At 68.5% G+C, this 21,777-nt stretch carries 15 protein-coding genes and 3 pseudogenes; 8 read left to right on the top strand and 10 right to left on the bottom strand.

From position 1 onward, the window contains the following. Window positions 1–90: 90 nt before the first annotated feature. The 3 genes from ACQEU6_RS11775 to ACQEU6_RS11765 form a co-directional block, all read right to left on the bottom strand. The gene (locus tag ACQEU6_RS11775; RefSeq protein ID WP_499331411.1) at window positions 91–1,374 is read right to left on the bottom strand and encodes a citrate synthase; all 1,284 of its coding nucleotides are present in this window, start codon (window positions 1,372–1,374) and stop codon (window positions 91–93) included. 461 nt (window positions 1,375–1,835) lie between these two features. Continuing rightward, complete coding sequence (locus ACQEU6_RS11770) at window positions 1,836–2,744, bottom strand: serine/threonine-protein kinase (RefSeq protein ID WP_499331410.1); 909 nt, start codon at window positions 2,742–2,744, stop codon at window positions 1,836–1,838. Window positions 2,745–2,807: 63 nt separating this feature from the next. Continuing rightward, complete coding sequence (locus tag ACQEU6_RS11765; RefSeq protein WP_499331408.1) at window positions 2,808–3,746, bottom strand: aldo/keto reductase; 939 nt, start codon at window positions 3,744–3,746, stop codon at window positions 2,808–2,810. Between the two features lie 125 nt (window positions 3,747–3,871). Here ACQEU6_RS11765 and ACQEU6_RS11760 point away from each other — a divergent pair, with 125 nt between their 5' ends. Continuing rightward, entirely contained in the window at window positions 3,872–4,654 is a 783-nt protein-coding gene (locus tag ACQEU6_RS11760; protein ID WP_499331407.1) for a hypothetical protein, read from the top strand. A 138-nt stretch (window positions 4,655–4,792) separates the two neighbouring features. Here the strand turns inward: ACQEU6_RS11760 and ACQEU6_RS11755 are convergent, their stop codons facing one another. From ACQEU6_RS11755 to ACQEU6_RS11745, 3 genes and pseudogenes are all read right to left on the bottom strand, one after another. Beyond that, window positions 4,793–5,473, bottom strand: coding sequence for a hypothetical protein (locus ACQEU6_RS11755; RefSeq protein ID WP_499331406.1), 681 nt, complete (start codon window positions 5,471–5,473; stop codon window positions 4,793–4,795). Window positions 5,474–7,186: 1,713 nt separating this feature from the next. Next, window positions 7,187–8,412: pseudogene (locus tag ACQEU6_RS11750) on the bottom strand (IS110 family RNA-guided transposase). Between the two features lie 236 nt (window positions 8,413–8,648). Next, window positions 8,649–9,608 (bottom strand): hypothetical protein, encoded by a 960-nt coding sequence (locus ACQEU6_RS11745; RefSeq protein WP_499331405.1) that lies wholly within the window; start codon window positions 9,606–9,608, stop codon window positions 8,649–8,651. 416 nt (window positions 9,609–10,024) lie between these two features. On the opposite strand from ACQEU6_RS11745, the gene ACQEU6_RS11740 reads away from it, so the two are divergent. Beyond that, window positions 10,025–10,237, top strand: a complete 213-nt coding sequence (locus tag ACQEU6_RS11740; RefSeq protein WP_021594883.1) for a helix-turn-helix domain-containing protein — start codon at window positions 10,025–10,027, stop codon at window positions 10,235–10,237. Window positions 10,238–10,319: 82 nt separating this feature from the next. Here the strand turns inward: ACQEU6_RS11740 and ACQEU6_RS11735 are convergent, their stop codons facing one another. Further along, a complete protein-coding gene (locus ACQEU6_RS11735; protein WP_499331403.1) occupies window positions 10,320–11,720 on the bottom strand; it encodes a DUF2786 domain-containing protein in 1,401 nt (466 codons plus the stop codon). 364 nt (window positions 11,721–12,084) lie between these two features. Here ACQEU6_RS11735 and ACQEU6_RS11730 point away from each other — a divergent pair, with 364 nt between their 5' ends. Further along, window positions 12,085–12,354: a hypothetical protein gene (locus ACQEU6_RS11730; RefSeq protein WP_499331401.1), complete on the top strand. Its 270-nt coding sequence runs from the start codon at window positions 12,085–12,087 to the stop codon at window positions 12,352–12,354. Between the two features lie 77 nt (window positions 12,355–12,431). Further along, window positions 12,432–13,580 (top strand): annotated as a pseudogene (locus ACQEU6_RS11725) (IS701 family transposase); the annotation flags it as partial. A 311-nt stretch (window positions 13,581–13,891) separates the two neighbouring features. Here the strand turns inward: ACQEU6_RS11725 and ACQEU6_RS11720 are convergent. Next, window positions 13,892–14,889 (bottom strand): annotated as a pseudogene (locus tag ACQEU6_RS11720) (IS5 family transposase). A 197-nt stretch (window positions 14,890–15,086) separates the two neighbouring features. Here ACQEU6_RS11720 and ACQEU6_RS11715 point away from each other — a divergent pair. Next, window positions 15,087–16,175: an IS701 family transposase gene (locus ACQEU6_RS11715; RefSeq protein ID WP_499340068.1), complete on the top strand. Its 1,089-nt coding sequence runs from the start codon at window positions 15,087–15,089 to the stop codon at window positions 16,173–16,175. A gap of 240 nt (window positions 16,176–16,415) precedes the next feature. After that, complete coding sequence (locus tag ACQEU6_RS11710) at window positions 16,416–17,315, top strand: transposase (protein WP_499328793.1); 900 nt, start codon at window positions 16,416–16,418, stop codon at window positions 17,313–17,315. 103 nt (window positions 17,316–17,418) lie between these two features. Here ACQEU6_RS11710 and ACQEU6_RS11705 read toward each other — a convergent pair whose 3' ends face one another. Beyond that, on the bottom strand, window positions 17,419–18,513 hold the full coding sequence (locus ACQEU6_RS11705) for a winged helix DNA-binding domain-containing protein (protein WP_499331398.1): 1,095 nt from the start codon (window positions 18,511–18,513) through the stop codon (window positions 17,419–17,421). Window positions 18,514–18,831: 318 nt separating this feature from the next. On the opposite strand from ACQEU6_RS11705, the gene ACQEU6_RS11700 reads away from it, so the two are divergent. Further along, on the top strand, window positions 18,832–19,329 hold the full coding sequence (locus ACQEU6_RS11700; protein ID WP_499331397.1) for a hypothetical protein: 498 nt from the start codon (window positions 18,832–18,834) through the stop codon (window positions 19,327–19,329). Window positions 19,330–20,098: 769 nt separating this feature from the next. Continuing rightward, window positions 20,099–20,782, top strand: coding sequence for an RlpA-like double-psi beta-barrel domain-containing protein (locus ACQEU6_RS11695; protein ID WP_499331396.1), 684 nt, complete (start codon window positions 20,099–20,101; stop codon window positions 20,780–20,782). Window positions 20,783–20,919: 137 nt separating this feature from the next. Here the strand turns inward: ACQEU6_RS11695 and ACQEU6_RS11690 are convergent, their stop codons facing one another. Next, complete coding sequence (locus tag ACQEU6_RS11690) at window positions 20,920–21,720, bottom strand: IclR family transcriptional regulator (protein ID WP_499331394.1); 801 nt, start codon at window positions 21,718–21,720, stop codon at window positions 20,920–20,922. Between the last annotated feature and the right edge of the window lie 57 nt (window positions 21,721–21,777).

Here is a 21,777-nt window from a genome sequence, read left to right as displayed (position 1 = left end):
CCGAAAGATGATCATGCGGCGGGCCGGGATGGGTCCCGGCCCGCCGCACACGCGCGTCCGCCGTCCCGGGCCGCGCCCGGGAAACCGCCGTCAGCGGGCGGAAAGCTCCACGAAGTGACGCTCGCCCGGTCCCACGTAAACCTGGCGCGGGCGCCCGATCTTTGTGGACGGGTCGTTCATCATCTCGCGCCACTGCGCGATCCAGCCGGGGAGCCGGCCCAGCGCGAACAGGACGGTGAAGGCGTTCGTGGGGAACCCCATCGCCTTGTAGATGACGCCGGTGTAGAAGTCCACGTTCGGGTAGAGCTTGCGCTCGATGAAGTAGTCGTCGCTGAGGGCGACCTCTTCGAGGCGCATGGCCAGGTCCAGCAGCGGGTCGGACTTGCCGAGCGCGTCCAGGACCTTGCCCGTCGCCTTCTTCACGACGGCGGCGCGCGGGTCGTAGTTGCGGTAGACGCGGTGCCCGAAGCCCATGAGCTTGACGCCGGGCTCCTTCTTCTTGACGCGCTCGACGAACGAGTCGATGTCGTCGCCGTTCTCGTGGATGCGCTCCAGCATCTCCAGCACGGCCTGGTTGGCGCCGCCGTGCAGGGGGCCGAACAGAGCGTCGACGCCCGCGGACACCGAGGAGAACAGGTTCGCCTGGCTGGACCCCACCAGCCGCACGGTGGACGTGGAGCAGTTCTGCTCGTGGTCGGCGTGCAGGACGAACAGCATGTCCAGCACGCGCGCGATCTCCGGGTCGATCTCGTACGGCTGCGTGGGCAGCCCGAACATCATGCGCAGGAAGTTCTCCACGTACCCGAGGGAGTTGTCCGGGTAGAGGAGCGGCTGGCCGTTGGACGTCTTGTAGGCGTAGGCCGCGATGGTCGGGAGCTTCGCGATGAGCCGGATGCTCGACCGGTCGACCTGCTCGGGGTCGAACGGGTCGAGGCTGTCCTGGTAGAACGTCGACAGGGCGCTGACCGCGGACGACAGCACGGCCATCGGGTGGGCGCGGCGCGGGAAGGCGGAGAAGAAGGCGCGGAACTTCTCGTCCAGCAGCGTGTGGTGGCGCACGCTGTCGGTGAACGCGCTGAGCTTGTCGGCCGTCGGGAGCTCGCCGTAGATCAGCAGGTAGGCCACTTCGAGGAAGGACGATTTCTCCGCCAGTTCCTCGATGGGGTAACCCCGGTAGCGCAGAATGCCGGCCTCACCGTCGATGTAGGTGATGGCGGACGTGGTGGACGCCGTGTTGGTGAAACCCGGATCGAGCGTGACATGGCCCGTCTCCTTGAGGAGGCTGCCCACGACCAGCCCCGCGGGACCCTCGGTCGCCTCGCTGACCTCCAGAGGCATGCGGCCGCCCGCGTGGTCGAGCTCGAAATCCGACATACTCGCTCACTCCCAACTGCGTCCACACCTGCGTAGACGTTCCGGTTTCATCGTATCCACGTGATCACAGGGGCTGATCCGGGCCGTCCCCGTTGACGGTGGACCGTCCGGCGGCGCGGGCGTTCGAGCCGCTCACGTCTCGTCACGCCCGCTCCACCGGGACTCGCGGACGCGGCGGCCCCGGACCTTCCGCCCGCACAGTGGAACGGGACGAGTCGGTCCGGAACGCCTGGTCCGGCTGGCCTGGGCAGAAAGCTGGACGGTCGACAGCGATCGACCAGAATTCACCCTCCCCGCCGGTCGTGCACTGGCCGCTCGGCCGGCGAGGCGTCCTCATGATCTCGCGCGACGGGAGAGGATGCCACGGTGATCGTTCGGCGCCGTGCCGGTGAACGCGCGGAACGTGAGAAGAATCTCAGCTTCACCTCCCATGGCCGGCCGGTCATACGACCCCGTGGGCTCTACTGGTGCGGCTCATGCAAGGTCGGCTGCTCCGCCGTCAGTTCGACCAGCGTCTGCTCCTGGACGTCGATCAACTGCTCGACGTCCAGGGGCGGCCATTCCTCGCCGTAGTGCGCGTCCAGCAGCGTGCTCAGGGCGACGAGGATCTGCCCGGGTGTCGGGCGTTCCGCCGGATCCTTCGTCAGGCAGCGCGTGACGAGCCCCAACATGGGGGCGGGCAGGAGGGCGAGGTCGGGCTCGCCGTAGACGATCCGTCCGCGGACCTTGCGCCCGCCACCGAACGGCGCCGCACCGGTCGCCGCGAAGACGAGCGTCGAGCCCAGGGAGAACACGTCGCTCTCCATGTGGACGGGATCGCCGAGGGCCTGTTCCGGTGACATGTACGCAGGCGTTCCCAGAATCTCCGTACGCGAGAGTGGCAGCGCGTCAAGGGGCCGAGCGATGCCGAAGTCGATGACCCGCGGACCGTCCGAGGCGAGCAGGACGTTGGACGGCTTCAGGTCGCGGTGGACGATCCCCGCCCCGTGAATCGCGATCAGTGCCTCCGCCAGACCGGCTCCCAGCCGGCAGGCCGTCTGCTCCTGGAGCGGCCCCTTCTCCCGGACGACCTTGGAGAGACTCACCCCGCGGATGTACTGCGTCGCCAGCCACGGCTGCGCGGCGTCCGGGTCGGCGTCGACGACGGGCGCCGTGTAGAAGCCGCTCACCGAGCGGGCCGAGGTGACCTCACGTCGGAACCGTTCCCTCCACCTGAGATCGTCCAGCAGCTCCGGCCGGATGACCTTCACGGCGACCAGCCGCCTGCTGGGTGACGCCCCGAGGAACACCTCGCCCATGCCGCCGGAACCGAGCCGGGAGACCACGCGGTACGGGCCGATCATCTGGGGAGGGTCGGGCTGCAGGGACACGGCTTTCCGATCATGGTGGGGCGGGCTCAAATCGTGCCACGGCACGGGGATCCGTCCGACCGGTCACGTCCAGGAAAGCGCGCTCCGTTCGGCCCAGTAGCGTTCCGCCGGGATGTTCAGCCTCGCCAGCTCCTCCAGATCGCCCTCATCAAGGAGCACATCCGTCGCCGACAGGTTGGCTTGCAACTGGCCGGTGCTCACCGCGCCGATAAGGACGGTGTCGGCCCACGGGTTGCTGAGCGCCGCTGCCAATGCCACAGCGTCCGGCCCCGCATCATGCTTGGACGCGAGGTCTCGCACTTCCGAAGGTGGCTGCACGGCGAGCCTTCCATTGGCCAGTACTTCCTTGAGCAGCACATGCAGACCGGCGTCGTGGGCTTCGCCCAGCGCATCCCCGGCAGAGGTCTCCAAGATGTTCCACGTCGATTGGACTGTGCTGAACAGCCTCTGCCCGGTCACTTCCAACCCCATGGCGCGCCTGATCGTGTCCGCCTGCCGTGGCCCGGACGTCGAGAACCCAACGCGAACGCCCTGAGACGTGAGCCGGGCCAGAGCCTCCTGTAGAGCGGGGTCCTGGAACAGCGGGCTCTCTTCAGTGAGCGAATGCACCTGATAGACGGCCAGGTACCCGTCCAGCAGGCTTCGCGTCTCTTCGTACTGGGTCTGAAAACGGCCAAGGCTGTGCTCCTTGACCTCATGCACCTTCGCTTCGGTCTTCCACTCGCCCACGTAGGTGTAGCCCCACTTGCTCGACACGCGGACCCCTTCAGGGGCGCGTGACGCCAGCCAGCCGCCTAGGAACTCCTCTGCCCTGCCGTAGGAGCGTGCAGTGTCCACCCGCCGAACGCCTGCCGCGTAGGCGGCGTCGAGAACGCTCCAGGTCGCCTCGCGCATCGCTTCGACACTCCGCCCAGGCGGCAGTTCCCCGGCGCTTCCCACGTTGATGTAGGCCGGCCGTCCCAGCGCGGCGAGACCGACTCCGAGCCGACGTATCGCGTCCATGCCCCCAGCCTTCCATGAAGGCCTCCGGCTCCCGTTATCCACAGAATCTCGTTCTCACCATTGTGGCGGCGTCCGTTCGTGAGGCTGGGGCATGTCCACGTCAACGCGACAAGAAAGGCCCGGCAATGCCTGAGACGACCCGCGCCGATCACGGTGCCAACCAGCTCGCCGCCCTGCTCGGCCTCTCCCGATGGCAGCTGCGCCTCGGACTGGAACACGGGCTGCTCCCGAAACCCGACCTCGAGGGGGACCGGTGGTCCGCCGCCCTGGCCGAGGGCGCGCGTGGCCGCGGCGAGGAGATCGTCGCCCGGTTCGGCGCCGAGCCCCCGATCGGCTCGGCGAGAGCCGCCGCGCGGCTGGCGTCCCGTGTGGGCCTCGACGTCGAACGCGGTGACGTCGAGGTGCTGGTGGCCCAAGGCGACCTCGACGTCATCAGCACCTTCCGCGGCTACCCCGTCTACCTGCTTCGGGACCTGGACGGGCTCGCTCCCGACTCCGTGCGCCGCGTGGTCACCGCCAGGAAGGGCCCGCTGACCGACACCGTCGACTCCGGTGGAGCGGCGACCATCCTCGGCTGGCCTCGCAAGACCTTCGATCGGATCGCGAGCGAGCGCGGACTGGCGGCGGACAGGCTCGGCCGCCACGCGCTCTCCGACGTCCGGGCATTGGGCGCGGACGAGCGGCTGATCCGTCAGGTAGGGGAGGAGCAACGGAACCTTGCCCTCGCCCGAACGCGCCGGTCCGAGACGCGTGTCGAAGACGTGGTCCGCGCCTGGATGCTCCGCTGCTCGGCCTTTGTGGACCGCGACATCGACCAGCCCCCGGACACCGCGGCCCTGGGACGAGCCCTGAGAAGCCTCACCACGATCAGAGCCGGCATAGCGAGACAGGAGAGCCCCGCGCCTTAGGGTCCACTCCCGCAGCGAAGGTGCCAGGACGGGTTGGGCGCAGAGCAACGCCCTACCGGGACGACGGAACATGGCCGCCCGGTGGTGCTCGCCCGGCGAGGTCCCCGCATCTGGGCGTTCAAGCGCATCAGGTGCCCGTTAACTGCGCCGGGAAGTCGAGCGGCGTCGAGTCGGTGGCTTCTGGGTCTCCTTGTACTGGACCAGGACCTTCAGGAGACGGTCACGGGCTTCCGTGCGCGACATCGCCGGGAGGCGCGAAGGGAAGTTGGACGCCACGGCGGGCGGCGCCTCGACCAGGCCCTCGTCGTCGATCGTGGCCTGGTCTCCCGTCCAGTGCCCGAGGAGGACCGCGAACACGGCGTCCGGATGCCGGGTGAGGAGTGCCGTGATCCTCTCGGCCTCATGGGCGCAGTCGGCCACCAGGAGGAGGCGGCGCGCCTGCGTGACCCCGGTCTTCTCGCGGATGGCGAGTTCGGTCTCCAGGTAGGCGAGCGCCGCGTCGAGGTTCCCCGGGATGAAGAGTCCGGCCGTGTCGTCGTCGAGGAGTTCGTCCTCGGCCAGCCCGAAGAGGGTGATGGCGTCGGGCCGCGGGACGACGACCAGCGAGTCGTCTCCGTGCGCATCGAGCGCGGTCAGCGCCAGGACCCGCGCCGTGGAGGTGGCGCCCGGGCCCTTGAGGCCTGCGGCCGGTATGGCGAACGGGTTGAGCGCGGGGAGGTAGGAGAACTGCGCGGGCTGCGGGCCCTGGGCCGGGGGAGCGGGCACGGGGGACAGGCCGGCGGCGGCGGTGTAGATGCGATGCCGGAACGGGTAGCACATCGCCGCTGCGGCGGGAAGCAGCAGCCCGAGAAGCAGGACCGGCTGCAGCGCGGTCGGACGCGGTTCGACCTCGTCGGCCTGTTCGCGTGCTCGTACCGGGGCGGACGCCGTGGATGTGCCCGTGGGTGCCGTGGACGGGCTCCTGGAATTGCTCGGGGAGGGGTGGGGAGAGGGGGGCGCGATTCTCGGGCGACTCGGCACGGCTGGACGTGGTGCCGGGTTCTCCAGCGGGTGAGGCGATGGCGCCTTGGGTTCCTTCTTGGGTTTCCGGTCGAACCGGTCGCCCCAGCGAGGGAAATCTCGGCCGTGTCCCGAACGTCGCCGAGATCTCTCGTACATCGACACCCATCCTTCCTTGCATTTGTGCGGGTTGTACCGGTCGCCGATGCCTGCCGTGTGGCGGCAGGCGGGCGGGACGGGCCCGCGCGGTTCGGGCTCGATTCCGTCGGCCGCGTCGGAAGGAGCCGCCGCACCGATGGTGATGGCGCCGGCCATGGCGGTACACCCGAGGAACCCGCAGGTGCAGCGGAGCCATTCGCCGAAGGCGACGGCGAGCCTGGGATGTGCCAGAAAACGGTTCATCTTCGCCCCGGGGGATCGCGTCGGTCACCGTGTGAAGGCCGATCGTAGCCACTTTGGCTACGGAGCGTTGAACATTGCCCACAGTCCGCCCCGGCGATCCCGGGAAGTCGCGACCCCCGCGCTCGCGACTGATATGCATGACATGATCCAGATCATCCCGAAATGTCGGATCTTGTCCCGCCCGCCGTCGAGCGGGGGCGCCGAAGCGTTGAATTCCCGTGAATTCAAAGGGATGCGCGGCGAGGCGGGAACGGTGATGGGAATCCCAAGGCGACGACATCTGCATGATCAGCACATGATCGGGATTCTTGGGGAGTCTCTCGAAGTGGCATGGTCGGCTCACGTCGCGGTTCCAAAACTGTCACTCGCTGTCACCGCGACCGGCGCTCGAACTCCCCCGCGTGTTCAGCACTCTCCACCAGATCAAGAAGGGAAGCAACCGCCGCCTCCCAGATGAAGGTTCAGCCGCTGAAATCACGTCGCTCCGACTGAACCGACGGCAAAGTCAGTCTTGCCGGGATCGACTTGGCACCACACTTTGTTCGATGACCACTCACCAAGCGGCAAAGCCCACCCGATCCCCAACGAGCCCTCCGCGCTCCCGATCCAGCTGGGCTGCCGATGCGGCTGGGGAGGCGCGAGGTGTATCCGATGCTGCGGCCGGGCCCACATCGTCATGAGCATGTTTGGGTGCCGCCCCAGACTGCGACCTGACCTGCGCCACGACCGGCCACAGTGCCCGGAGTCCGATGCGGCGACCACAGCTTGGGAGGCCGCTCGCCGCCAGACCGCCCAGCAAGCCCTGATGGGAGCTTGCCTCCGACGAGGCACACCACAGTCCAAGCGCTGACCGGGCTTGCCCTAAGGCTGTGGTCCCACGCCGGCGGGAGGCGGGAGCCGCATGGGCCACCCCGTCGAGCGTGTCCCGGCGGGGCCTTGTCGTGAACGAGGCGGCACCACATCGCTTCTTTGGTCAACCAGTCTGACAAGGTTCGTTGGTGCCGGCGCGGCGAAGGTGACGCCAGTGATGCCGGAGCCGGTGTGTGAGTGCTTCTGACCTTGTTGAGGTCGGTGCCGGGCGGGCGGCTGCTCGGTGAGGGGCAGAGGTCAGACACCCCATGTCGTTTGATGTCAAGCGGCATGGAGGTGTGCGTGGTGCGACCAGGCGGTCGCTTCGTCGTAGAGGGTGCGGGTCTTGAGGCATCCGTGGAGGATGCCGACGAGGCGGTTGCCGAGCTGGCGCAGGGCGGGGTTGTAGCCGGTCTCGCGGGCGCGCTGTTTGTCGTAGTAGCGGCGGGCGCCGGGCGAGGCGCGCAGGGCTGAGAACGCCTGGGTCTGCAGCGCGTCGGCGAGGCGGTTGTTGCGGACGTAGCGGGCCTGGACGGTGTGGCTCTTGCCGGAGGCCCGGGTGATGGGGCTGGTGCCGGCGTAGTTCTTGCGGGCTTTGGCGGATGCGTAGCGGGTGGGGTCGTCTCCGAACTCGGCGAGCACCCGGGCGCCGGTGATCTCCGCGATGCCGGGCATCGAGAGGTAGATCTCAGCGTCCGGGTGCGTTCGAAAATGGGCCTTCACCTGCTCCTCCATTGCGGCTATCTGCTCGTTCAGCGCGATGATCAGATGGGCGTGGGCGGTGGCGGTGGCCGCGTAAGCGGCGGTGACCGGCTCGGGCAGGCCGAGCTGCCGTTGGCGCAGCGCGGTCTGGATCGTGGCCGCTTTGGCGTCCCGGTTGCGTCGGCGGGCGCGGGCCAGGACGGCCGTGATCTGGGTGCGGGTCAGCTTCGCCCCGGCTGCCGGGGCGGGCGCCTTGATCAGCAGTTCCAGTGCGTCCGTGCTGGTCAGGGCCAGGTCGGCGTAGGCGTTCAGGGCAGCGGGAAGTACTCCCGCAGCGTGCTGCGCAGCCGCTGGAAGGCGCGGGTGCGTTCCCAGATCAGGGTCTGGTGGGCGCGGGCGACGACCTTGACGGCCTGGGCCTGGGCGCTGTCCCCGGCCACCGGCCGCAGTTGGGCCCGGTCGATGCGGACCATGTCGGCCAGCGCGTGTGCGTCGCCCTTGTCGCTTTTGGCGCCGGAGGAGGCGTACCGCTCCTTGAACCGGGCCACCTGCCGGGGATTGATCGCATAGACCTGGTAACCGGAGGCGATCAGGGCCTGCACCCATGAGCCGCGGTCGGTCTCGATCCCGACCACGACCTCGGCGGCATCAAGGTCCCCACCGCCGTGCTCGGCGACGAGCTCGTGCAGCTTGGCGATCCCCTCCACGCCCTCGGACAACCTCGCGGCGGCCAGTTTCCGGCCGGTCTCGTCCTGGACCTCGACATCGTGGTGGTCTTCGGCCCAGTCATCGCCGATCAGCAGCACTCGTCCTCCTGGTCAGGTACTTCGCTCCTTGCAGCCTGCGGAAAGCGCGGCACGCGGCCTAATGGATCCAGTGCTCACACCCCACTGGGCGGGCACGCCACCCCATCAGCGGTCTGGCCTCCCGGCCGACCAGCAGGGGCACGGTCTGACCTCAGAAGTCGGACGGCTTCCGGCGGCGGGAGTGCTCACCTGCTGGCGGCTACGGCTACCGAGTCTCTACGACCCGGCAGCTCCCATTAGGCGGCGGTGGGGATGGGGGGTTGCTCGGGGGGCTCTTGGGTGTCGTGCATGCCCAGGGGGAGGGTGTCGCCCCAGAGCCAGTCGTTGACCGTGCCTTCGAAGTAGGCCGGCGGGCCCACGGCGATGAGGCGGGAGGTCAGGGGGGAGAGGCGGATCTGGAAGGGCGACGGCGGGGTCAGGGGGACGCGGCGGGTGGTGCCCCAGAAGTCGTTGAAGTCGCTCTGGGTCAGGTCGAGGTCGTCGGGGATCGTGCGGTCGCGGACGGCCGGGCCGGTGGCCAGCCAGGACCAGTGGTCGGTCAGGAGGCGGCGGGCGGTGGTGCGCAGGACGTTGAGGGCGGTGAGGTCGTGCGGGCAGGCGACGTCGGTGAGCTGGAGTTCGGGGAGGCCGAAGCGGCGCAGGCCGCGGGTGCGCAGCCGGACGCAGGCGCAGCCGTTGACGCCTTCCGGATCGGCGGCGGGGTCCGCGGCGGTGCAGCGGCCGTTGGCGCGGAACGGCGGCAGGACGTCGCCCAGCCATCGGTCGGCCAGGACGAAACGCGTCCTCTCCCGGGTGGACGGGGTCAGGACGTGGCCCGTGACAAGGTCGGCGGCGATCCCTCCGGTGGCCTCGGCGATGGCGTACGCGGCGGCGCGGGCCACCTGGGCCGATCGGGGCTGGTCGGTGACCGGCGCGAACGCGGTGACGACGGCGAACTGCTCGGCGTCGTTGAAGGCTCGCGCGAGCTGCCGGTGCTCCGGCCGGGCGGCCGTGATCTGGCCCGGGTCCCAGCGGAGGCAGGTGAGGGCTTCGCGGGCGACCTGGAGTTGGGGCGTGCCCAGGCGTCCGGCGATATGCGCGAGGTAGGGGCCCTCCACGGTTCTGAGAAGTGTGGAGGGGGCATCCGGGACGTTGGTGGCGGCGATGGCGAACCGTGAGGTGGTGGTGGACGGGACCGGGAACGTGATCGTGGCCATGGGACTCCTCCTCGTCTGCCGGGACGTGCCCAGCATGCGTGGCCGCTCGGACGCGGGGCAGTAGAACCACGTTCTGTGGATAACTCGGCGCTCTCTGAGGCGGTTGCGGGGTCGGTGGCCCGCTCGGGACGGGGTGTGCGTGGAACCGGTCGGGCCTGTGGGGAAGGCGAGGTTCCGGTCTTGGGGCTGCCGGAGCGGGTGGTCCGGCGGATCGGCCGAGAGGCGGCAGTGACAGACACGTCTGTCTAGTTCCGACACGCCGTTCGCCATGGAAAAGACCAGCTTCGGCCGAATTCGCGGTGATTCGCGCGGCATCGACGGCGCAATCGGGGGGAATGTGTACGTTGGGGAGATCAACACTGCTGTGAGCTGCGGGGACGGGCCCCGCCGCCCAGCCTTGGAAACAGGAGGTCCCCGTGGCTCGAACACTGTCGAGGGGCACCCGCGTCACCGGTGCCGAACGCACCAGGCTCGCCGCCGAACTCGCTCCGCGGTACGCCGCCGGCGAGAGCATCCGCGATCTGGCCGCCGAGACCGGCCGGTCGTACGGGTTCATCTACAACGTGCTGAAGGAGGCGGGAGTGCCGCTGCGCGGCCGGGGCGGCAATACCCGGCGCAAGAAGGACTGACCCGCTCCCGGACACAGCGAGACAAGGAAGAAGCGAGTACATGGCCGGACGTCCCCCTCGCCCCCCGGGGGGACCCCGTGCGCTACGGGCCGCGGAACGCCCCGGTGACCTCGGAGCGCCCGTTCAAGCTGGCGAGGTCGGCGGCCGCCCGCCCGGCGACCCAGCCCTCATAGTTGGAGACCGAACCCGCCCGCCCCTTGGCGAGGCTGGGGAACATCGTGTCGACGGCCTGGTCGACGGCCTGGTCGCGCGCCGCCAGCACGGGAAGCAGATCCTTCCCGCCGGCGCTCGCGGCAGCCCGGTCCGCCGCCCCCCGCAGCCGCTCCCCGATGCGGACGGCGTAGGCGTTGAGGAACGCGTGGCGGAACGAACGCGTCCGTGACCGCCCCCGCGCGTCGCGCCTGGGGCCCGCGTGCACCATGGCGGACGTCGCCTGCACCAGCAGGGACGTGAACAAGATCTCCACCGCGGCCAGATCGGCCGGGAACCCGAGGACGGTGGAGAACCCCAGCTCCCGGTGCCAGACCGCGCGGCAGTGGTTCGCCTCGGCCACCACCGTCAGCAAGACCGCCTTGGGTGCTTCGTAAGGGCTGTCCACCGCGATGCGGCGCCCGTCTGGGCCGCCCATGTCGCCCGTCTCCGCAGCGAGCAGCGCGTGGTCGATGCTGTGCCGCGCCATCAACTCCTGGGCGCGCGCGCTGAGCGCCTCTGCTTCCTCGGGGAACTCGGTCGACTCGGCCTTGGCCAGAAGTGCGCGGACCCGCCCCAGAATCCGCTGGTCGGCCTCTCCGCGCCTTCCACCGTCGGTCCTGGTCTCTCCTGGCGATCCCCCGTGAGCCTTCTTGGAACCCGACGTGTGCCGACCGGGGCGGGACGTTCCCGTGGAGTTCTCGTTGGCATGGCCCCCTGAGTTGAACGCGCCTGGACGAGCGGAGTGCCCGCCTGACTCTGATCCGCGTTCGCCGGGGGGCGGGGTGATGGGAGGGAGCTTCGGAAGGGTTTCCAGAAGGTGGATGAGTTCGATGGCGCAGGTGACGTAGGTCGCTCGTCCGACGCCTTCGCGACGGCACCAGTGGGACGGGTGGGAGCCGTCATACGGCCACCACACGTCGGCCCCTAGGGCGGTCAGCTGTTCCTGCCGGCGGTCGTCGACGGTGCCGGGGGAGGAGGTGCGCGCCTCGTCCGCGATCGCGTCGGTGGAGAGGCGCGCATGGCGGGTCGTGTACCGGCGGGTGGTGAAGCGCACCAGGTCGGCCGGCTGCCATCCGCGCTGCCAGGCGGAGGCGACCCCCTGCCGGAGCCGCTCGGCGAGGCGGCGGTCGGTGGCGACTGTCCAGTCGGGTGCGCCGGAAGGGTCGGCCAGCTCGCCCACGAGCCGCCGGAACGCGGTGCGGTCGCCGAGGGTGAGCGATCGCAACGCCTCGTCGGCGCTGAGGGCGGCCGAGGCTTCGGACGTCCGGCCGTTTCGCCAGGTCTTCCGCACCGCCACTCCTGCCGTCCGATGTCGTCCGGGGACGATCCTTCCATCCCGGAGTGACGAATCCCGCCGCCTGCTCGCTGGAAGAGCAAAGGCTACGGCGGGCCGCCCCGGTCGCGGGACGGGCCGAGCTCGTCCGAACCTTGTTCGGTCATGGGCGGGACGACCGCACCGTGCGCGGGCTTTGGACAACGGAAGGGGAGGGTTGCCAGCACATGCGGACATGACACTATGAGCGTGGACGGCTTCGAATAGTGATCAATCCGATATCTCGGTTGATTGAAAGATCCACCATATAGGCGCAAGCTGTCCCAGACGTCTGGAATGCCCCGCCCGTTCCTTCCGACCGACCGCCGACAGGACACGACTGATGTTCGAGATCTGGGAGACGAGTGAGCCCGCGCGGCTCATCAGCGACGCGGGGAGCCTGAAGGTCGCACTGGAGAAGGTCGACACCATGTGCCGGCTCAGGCACGACCAGGCCGCGGCGCACGTGGGCGAGGCGGGAGAGGGCTACCACTTCGAAATCAGGGACCACGACGGCAAGGCGCTGGCGCGGCTGAGCTACGTCCCGGACACCTCCCGCGATTACCAGAGCGTCGTGGTGGAGGAGATGCGTGGTGAGAACGGCGCCGGCTAGTACTACATGCCTAGATCTCGGTGGGCGATCGAACGATTCCTCTACGTGATCACACTGGGTGGTGTAACGGTGTCTGTATGTTTGACTCTCGTGAGTGCGCCGGTGCGGTGACGGCAGCGGTTCTGGACAGATGGAATTCGGATTTCGAGACGGTGTGCGTCCGGTTCGAGCGCCGATGGTACCGGACGGAGTCACGTGAGCATTTCCGGCAGTACCTGCGGGGATTGCTGGCGCCACTCGCGCGCAAGAATTCCTGGACGATCTCGGAGTTCACCGGGGAGCGCAGGCCGACAGCGGTCCAGCGGTTCATCAACCTGACGTCATGGGACGCCGATGGGCTGCGCGACGATGTGCGGTCCTATGCGATGGAGTATTTCGCCGATCCCCGGGCGGTGCTGATCGCCGACCCGACCGGGTTCGCTAAGAAGGGAAAGAAGTCGGCCGGGGTACAACGGCAGTACTCCGGGACGCTCGGCCGGGTCGACAACTGTCAGATCGGCACTTTCCTGGCCTACGCCAACACGGCCGGAGACCGGGTGCTCATCGACCGGGAACTCTATATGCCCGAACGCTCCTGGTGCGCCGACGCCGAGCGGCGGGCCGAGGCCGGCGTCCCCGAGGACCTGGCGTTCATGACCCGCCCGCAGCAGGTCCAGGCCATGATCGACCGGACGGTCGGGGCAGGGGTGCCGTTCGCGTGGTTCGCCGGGGACGAGGAGTTCGGCCAAAACCACAGACTGCGCCGTCATCTGGAGGAACAACAGATCGCCTACTGCATGGCCGTGCCCAAGAACACCACCGTCATCACCGGAAGCGTTTCCTCGGCGACAGGCGACCCCGCCATTGTCGAGACCGTCGCCGCACAACTGAAACCCCACGACTGGCAACGCCGAGCCTGCGGAATCGGATCGAAAGGCTTCCGGGTCTATGACTGGGCCGTGATCGAGGCACCGTTCCCGGGACACCAGTACGTGTTCCGGCGAAACATCACCGATGGCGAACTCGCGTACTTTCACTCCTACAACCCGCGCGGGGAAGGATTATGCGAGTTGGTCCGGGTCATCGGCTCCCGTTGGCCGATCGAGGAATGTTTCGAGGCCGCCAAACAGGAAGCGGGGCTGGCGCAATACCAGTTCCGGCTCTACCGCGCCTGGTACCGCCACATCACCCTGGCGATGCTCGCCATGGCCTTTCTCGCCGTGCTGCGCCATACCGCCAAAAAGGGGACCCGCCCCCTGTGGACAACCGGCGGCGACCGGCGGCGCACAACAGACGGACCGGCAGCAATCACCACCCGCCCCCCGGACGGTCACCTCAACGGCCTCTCCGGCGACTGATCGCCCTGTCGATCGCAGAGATCCGGCGTCTGTTCAACCTGATCGGTAAAGACGATCACGCTGTTGACCTGGGACTCTACTGGTCCGCCCTCCGCCGTGGCCATCAAGCTGAAGCGCGCAGGCACCACTTCAGGCGACACCTGCGCCTCCAGATCATCCAGATCTAGCTATGTAGTACTAGGGCCTGTTCGTAGTTCGGATCATGGGAGGGTTGGGAGGCTGCGCAGCCAGATGATGCATCCGCGCAGGTGGAGCCCGGCCTTGTAGCTATCGGGTGTCTTGTCGTAGCGGGTGGCAAGCCCTCGCCATTCCTTGAACTTGTTGATGCAGCGTTCGACGGTGTTGCGGTCTTTGCAGAGCTCGGCGTCGTGGCTGACCGGGCGGCCGCCGCGTCGTCCCTTCTTCTTGCGGTTGGCGGCCTGGTCGACCTTCTCCGGGATCACCGCCTTGATATGGCGTCTGCGCAGGTAGGCGCGGTTGGCCCGTGAGGAGTAGGCCTTGTCGCCGGCGGCCGCGGCCGGCCGGGTCCGGGGGCGGCCGACCGGGCCGCGCACCCGGATCCTGTCCAGGACGGGGATGAAACGGGGGCTGTCGGCGGCCTGCCCGGGGGTGAGCACGATCGACAGGGGGCGGCAGCGCCGGTCGGCCGACAGGTGGATCTTGCTGGTCAGCCCGCCTCGGGACCGGCCCAGATCAGCGGCCTTCAGCCGGGCCTTGCGGCGTCGGCGTACCCGGCGCCGGCGCTCCCGTGCGGGGTCGGGCTCGTCGCCGGAGTGCTGGTCCATGGGCCCGGTTTGCCCTTTTGGCGTAGCCCCTTTTCCTCGGCCGCGGCCCGCTCCAACTCCTCCAACCGCTCGGGCGCGACCACCATCCCGGCGGCGTGGTGATGTGCGCGGCAGACGCTGGAGTCCACGCTGACCAGGTCCAGGTCGACATCGCTCCGGGCCGCCGCCTCGTCGATCACCGCGTTCATCAGGTTCTCGAAGACCCCCTGGCACGCCCAGGCCCGGAATCGGTCATAGATCGTGGACCAGTTGCCGTAGGTGGCGGGCACGTCCCGCCACGGGCTGCCGGTCCGGAACCTCCACATCACCGCGTTGAACTGATTGCGCAGGTCACCGATCGGCCCAGACACCCCCAACGGCAGATGCGGCTCAATCAGCTCCCACTCGGTATCGGTCACATCACCGCGCGTCATGCACCGGTGATATCGCCCGCTCTCGCATCGGCGTGGGCGAGTTACTGGATTGTGACCGGCTGCAACTGATCCGAACTACGAACAGGCCCTAGTACTGCAACAACAGGTTGTGATCACGGCGCTGCGTACGGTAGGCAGTGGTGGTGGTCACGATCGATGTCGAAGCCTGGTCGCGGGAATTCTCTGACTTTCTGGCTATGTTCGCTCATCGTTTTCCCCGGGTGGAGTCACGCCGCCAGGCAGCCTCCTACCTGCGTGGACTCCTGAGCGAGTTGGAGCGGAAGAACGGATGGACTCTTGCTGAGATGTCGGGTGAGAATGGTCCTGAGCGTCTTCAGCGTCTACTGAACTTCTACGCCTGGGACACGGATGGTTTGCGGGACGACATTCGTACTATGGTCGCTAAATCCATCGGGGACCCTGAACAGGGTGTGCTGATTCTTGATGACACAGGGTTCCTAAAGAAGGGCATGCGGTCCGCTGGGGTGGCCCGCCAGTATTCAGGGACCGCCGGCAGGATCGAGAACTGTCAGATTGGCGTTTTCTGCGCCTATGCGAGTCCTGCGGGGCGGGCGCTAATCGATCGTGAGCTTTATCTGCCGAAGTCGTGGACTGAAGACCGTAAACGGTGCCGCCAGGCGGGTATCGGCGATGAAGTGGAGTTCGCCACCAAGCCCGATCTGGGCAAGGCCTTACTTGAACGGGTGGTCGCATCGGGGATCCCCTTCCGGTGGGTCACCGCGGACGCGGCCTACGGGCAGGTGTGGCGGCTGCGGTGGTGGATGGAAGAACGCGGCATCGCCCACGTGGTCGCCGTTCCCAAAACGCAGATGGTGATCTCGATGAAGCTGACCCAGGAGCGTGTCCACCACTTGATCGACGAACTGGAGGAGGACGCGTGGCAGCGGCTGAGCTGCGGAGACGGAGCTCATGGTCCACGGTTGTACGACTGGGCTGCTGTCGACATCAGACCATTTCGTGAACCCGGAGCAGGGCACTGGCTTCTTGCGCGCAGAAGCATCAGCGATCCGAATGAAATCGCCTACTACATCTGCTTCGCCCCAGAGCAGACTCTCCTCAAGGAATTGGTGCGTGTGGCGGGCAGTAGGTGGGCCATCGAGGAGTGCTTTCAAGCGGCCAAGAATGAGACAGGATTCGACCACTATCAGGTCCGCGGCTACCAGGCCTGGTATCGGCACATCACTTTGTCCATGGCTGCTTCCGCCTTCCTGCTCAGGCTCCAGCGGGCCTGCCAAAAAGGGGAGATCTCGAATACCTGCCGGTAGGTATTCGCCCGCTGAGCATCAACGAGATCCGTCGCCTGTGGAACCGCGTCGTAATGCGCACCACACACTTCATCGACCACGCTCTGAAATGGTCTGAATGGAGAAGACGCGCCCAGCAACGAGCCAGAGACAGCCACTATCGCAGACGCGAGAGACACAACCTGTCGTTGCAGTACTAGATCGTTGATGGAGGTTTGCTGAACCGCTGCGGGCATGACGAAGGGCGCCCATGATCAGTGTGTGAAGACAAACCTGGACGCCCTTCTGACCGCACTCTACGTCCATCTGGACGATCACGTCCTGCGGTCGGCCGACCGCACCCGCAGACGCGGCCCCGACCGCACCCTCAACGACGCTGAACTGGTGTGCGTCGCTGTGGCCCAGGTCCTGCTCGGCTGCGATTCCGAGCGGCGGTGGCTGCGGACCGCGCCCGGCAGGATCGGGCACCTGTTCCCGCGGCTGCCCGGTCAGTCCGAGTACAACCGGCACCTGCGCGATGCCGCGCCCGCTCTGTTCGCCGCTTCGATGTGGCTGGTCCGCCAGACGCCCTCCTGGCAGGAGCGGCTGCGGCTGATGGACGGCACTCCGCTGCGCTGCGGCGCCTCACGCACCACCGTGCACCGCTCGGCCCTGGGCGAGATCGCCGGCTACGGCATGGACAAGTCCCACCACGCCTTCTACTGGGGCGCCAAACTGATGCTGATCACCACCGCCGAAGGCGCGGTGTGCTCCTTCAGCCTGGCCCACCCCAAAGAGCTGGACGAACGCAAACAGGCCGTGCACCTGCTGCACGTCCAGCAGGCCGCGCCGGGACCGTGCCCGATCGTGTGCGACAAGGGATTCGCCGGAGCCGGGGTGGAAAAGGCCGCCGCCGACCTGGGCCATATCCTGATCCGCCCCGTCCGCGACGACGAGCCCGAACCCGCCGTGAAGGTGTTCCCCAGCTGGCTGCGCCAGCGTATCGAGGCGGTGATCTGGACACTGAAGAACCAACTCGGGCTGGAACGCCACGCCGCCCGCACCACCGAAGGCCTGTGGACGCGCCTGTGCCAGCGCATCTGCGCCCTCAACGCCGCGATCTGGCACAACTGGCTCATCGACGCCCCAACCAAGCGATCACTTACCGCCTACGACCACTAACCAGAGCACTCAACAACCCCCATCAACGATCTAGCAGCGGTCTCCCCGGCGGCCCCTGGCCATCGTCAGGGGGCCGCCGTATGCGGGGCGGAAGGCGGTCTCGTCATTCCTCGACGGTGACGACCGTGTCCCTGGCGTCCGGCTCAAGGAAGCGCAGCATCGCTTCGCCTTCGGCCCTCAGCCCGGCGACGGCAGCCCGTGGAAGCGCCTTGAACGGCCGCATCCGGAGTGTCGCCACCTTCCGCTTGTACTCCGTCTCCCAGATGCCGTGCGCGAACCCCTCCCATAGGAAGACGGCGCGGACGCGAAGGTTCTTGGTCGTGAGCATCGGGCGGTGGTCGTCGGCGATGATGCGCCTGCGGTCGGCGTGCGCGAGGACGAGGCTGTCGAACTCGGGAAGGAACCGTGCGGGCGCGGCGACGTCCTCGCCGGGGCGCGGCGCGTCCGGCAGGTCGAACAACTCCCGGCCCTTGTCGTCGTTGAAGGTGCGCAGGCCCGGGCGAAGGCGTTCCAGCGCCTCACCGGTCGAAGACAGTCCGGACCACGTCTGCGCGTCCGCGGCGGACGCCGGGCCGTAGGCGGCGAGGTAGCGGAGCACCAGTTCGTCGACGGCGTTCTCGGTGTTCGGCCGCGAACCCAGCCACGAGTCGGCCAGTGCGAAGCGCGACGTGCGGGGGAAGGCCCACCTGTCCTCGGTCGGCACCATGACCAGAGGTACGCACAGCCGGACGGCATACCCGAGGGCACGGTCGTTGACCTCCGGGAACCGTTGCTGGAGTAGCTCGCGTATTTCGTTGAACGTGAGCGGTCCCGCCTCCAGGAGGGAGCGTGCGGCGGGAACGACCTTCTCCAGATCCAGTCCCTTGGCGCGGTCGCCCAGTATCCGGAGGCCGTCGTTCAGCATCGGCTGCATCGCCGTACGGAACGCCGTGTAGTCCGTGCTCGCCATGAGGTGCAACGTGGCGCGCATCATCGTGGCGCGCACGAGCGACCGGTCGTGCAAGACGGAGTGCAGATCGGACGCCTGGAACCCTTCGACACGCGTCCACAACCCAAGGAACGGAGGCTTGGGCTCCTGAGCCTGCATCCCGCCCAGCCGCCCCACCGCCTCGGTGACGGGGATCGGTTCGCGTGCGAGCAGCAACTGCCGTGCCAGCGTGGCCCGGTTGAGGGCCCGAACGCTCAGGGTCTCTGTCATCCGTCCAGAATGCCGTGGACGATCTCCGTACGCAGCGCTGTAGCCAGGCGAGGCCCCCTCGGGGCGAACGCCCGGCGGCGGTTTGCGTAGCCGGGCAGGTACGTACCGTATGGACCGTTTGCGGGAGGGTGGCCTGCTGTTCGGGTTTGTGCTGGTCAAGGCGCTCTGGAGGCCCTCGGCTTGATCCGGAACGATCGACAGACCCGGGGGTTACGGAAGGATTTTTCTTGAAATGCACGTGCATCAGCCCTTGCACCTGCACGCCATCCCTAGCAGGATTGCCCCGGACCCCCGCACGTGAACTCCCCGGAGATCGCGATGACCGCACACTTGAACGACAGTGACCGACAGGCGCTGCGGCTGGCCCAGGATCTCCGCGAGGAGATGCGGGCGGCTCTCCCGCAGTTGCCGGCACCGCCCTCGGTGTCCCCGTTCGTCGATCAGTCAGGGATGCCGAGCGTCCTGCTGAAGATGGACGCCGAGACGGCCCGCGCTCTCATGGCCGTGCTGGCCGAGCGGCGCGGCGTGGCCGCGACGGAGCAGCGCAGGGCGGACGGCTCGCATGTGCCGCCTCCCCTCCCGCCGCCCGCGGCCCAGGCCGTCCCGGCGGCGCAGGGCCCCATCGTGGCGGCCCTGCCCTACGGGGAGCCCGTATACGGGCAGCCCGCGTACGTGGAGGCGCCCTATGGGGAGGCTCCATACGTGGAGGCCCCCTATGCAGAGTCGCCCTACACCGCTCCGCAGCCGGGCCCCGCCGTGTTCACCGGTGGAACCGGCCCGACGCCGCTCGTGCCCTCGGTCTACCCGACCCACTGACGACGTCCCCCGTACGGCTGACGGCCGTGCGGGAAGGCGGCCGCGCCTTTCCGGCGGCGGCCGCGCCGGGCGGCCCGATCATGCGGGCCGCCTTCTTTCATGCGGTCACGCGTGTGCCGTGATGCGGCCCGGGTGTGCGGTCACCCGTCTTCAGCGCCCGTGCGCCGCGGGCTGGTCCCGCGCCCGCGGTTGAGCGGTGCTTCCAGGCCGCGGCGGAGCCGGGGCCATCGGATTAAGATCTTTCTTGGGGTGCGTTCGGCGCCTTGTGACCGGCCCTCAGGCCTTACGGGAAAGGCGTTCCCGGCCAGTCCGGGAGAAAAAGATCTACCTTGTCAAAGGTAAAGAAATCCCCCGTTTGGCGATAGCACGGTAATGCCGTATATAGTCATGCCCAGGTCAGGGTCAAAGAACCGTTGACCCGGCCAATCGCATAACCGCCGCTTCCCGCCCGCCAGGCGGGATCTCCTTCGCCGAACGCAGCCGTACCATGCAGCGGCCGCGCACCGTGCTGGGCCCGTGAGCCCCCGGTCGGCACCCTTCCCGCTTCACCCGAGCCTGTTTCGCCGCGCACGCCCGAGACCGGTCGTGCCCGGATGAGCGCGGGCGCGGTCCACCATGCCCGTGGATCGTTCCAAAGCGGGTCTCCGCCGCGGCGGCATCTCCCGAGTCTCGAGTCTCGGAGCCGTTCACCCCTGCCTGGAACAGGCGTGCGACCTGCACGTCCGTCCCGTGCGGAACGGCAGCCCTGTACCCCGAACGAAGGATCTCCATGCAGCAGCGAGCGATCAACATCATCCTGACCGGCGTCACCGGCACCGCCCTCGCGGGCATGATGGTGGCCGGTGTCGCCGCCGCGAGCGATGACTCCGCTCCCAAGAAGCAGTTCCTGCCGCAGCAGGCCGTGGCCGCGCAGGAGCACAAGTCCCCCGAGCGGCCGGCCGACAAGGGAGCACTGGGCGGGTTCACCGCGCCGAAGGCCCCCGCGAAGGCCAAGGTCGAGGCCAAGGCCGACTCCAAGGCCCGGTCCAAGGCCGCCAAGCCCGCGAAGAAGGGCCCGAAGGCCCTGCTCAGCGGCAAGACGAAGGCGTCCTACTTCTGGGACGACGGGTCCGGAGTGAACGGCGACACCGGCGCCCCCGCCGGCGGCAAGCCGATGCAGAAGGGCCTGTTCGCCAGCCCCAGCTGGCCCATGCACACCAAGGTCAAGGTCACTTACAAGGGCCGCAGCGTCACCGGCTTCGTCGGCGACCGCGGGCCGGGCGAGCCGTCCCACCGGGGCGTCATGCTCGACCTCGACACCTACACCTTCCGGTACCTGCTGGACGGCAAGAAGCCGGCCAGCAAGTACAACGCCGGCACCGGCGAGGGTCACCTGAGCGGCGTCAAGTGGGAGGTCCTGTCCTGGGGCTCCGGCGCCGGCAAGAAGGGCGCCCCGAAGCCTTTCGGCTCATGACATGAGGCCGGCGGGCCATTCGTGAACGGCTCACAGTGCGAATGTGAACCCGCCCACGCCCGGTCCGCAAGGCCTCTCCCAGTCCCGGCACAGGGCTGCCGGTGCATGGAAAGCGGGGATTCCCCGGTATCGAAAGATCACCGGGGAATCCCCGCTTTCAGCGCGCCCGGGCGCGCGCCGTCGCGGACGAGCTCCCGCGACAACGCCCGCGCCGCGGTCCGCACCGCGGGGGCGAGCCGGTCAAGGTCCAGCCGGCACACGTTGCCGGTGATGGAGATCGCGGCGATCACCCGCCGCCGGTGGTCGAGGACGGGCGCCGCCACGGCGGAGACCCCGGCCTCCGACTCCTCCCGGTTGACGGCGTAGCCGCGGTCGGCGGTGCGGGCAAGCTCCCTCCGCAGGAGCCCCGGCATGACGATCGTGTGCGGGGTGTAGTGGACGAGCCCCGCCGAGAGCACCCGCTCCAGCCGCTCCGGCGGCCCGAGCGCGAGGAACAGCTTTCCCGTCGCGGTGCAGTACGCGGGCAGCCGTCCGCCCACCCGGGACACGATCGGCATCGACCGGCGCCCGGTCACCTTCTCCAGGAAGAGCGTGTCCGTCCCATCGAGGACGGCCAGGTGGATGTTCTCGTGGGTCGCCTCGTACAGGTCCTCCAGGTAGGGCAGCGCGGCCTCGCGGAGCCCGCGCGGGCGGGGCGCCCGCTGCCCGAGGACGAACAGCCGCATGCTGAGCCGGTAGCCGGACCCGGTGCGCTCGACCCCGCCCCACCGCACCAGCTCGCCCAGGAGCCGGTGCGCCGTCGGCTTCGGCAGCCCGGTGCGGGCCGCCAGCTCGGTCAGGTTCAGCTCGGTGTCGGCGGAGCCGAAGGCGTCCAGCAGGCTGAGCCCGCGCGCCAGCACCGATCGGGGCGGCTCCTCGCCCGTGGTCCGCACGTCCATGCCCCGATGGTGTCCGTGAACGGTCCCGCGGGCAAGGGCGCGCAAGCGCGCGGCCCC

The sequence above is a fragment of the Spirillospora sp. CA-108201 genome, from assembly GCF_050936235.1.
Classification (GTDB): Bacteria; Actinomycetota; Actinomycetes; order Streptosporangiales; family Streptosporangiaceae; genus Spirillospora.
Note: the sequence above shows the minus strand (reverse complement) of the source record. Positions and strands in the feature narration are given on the sequence as shown.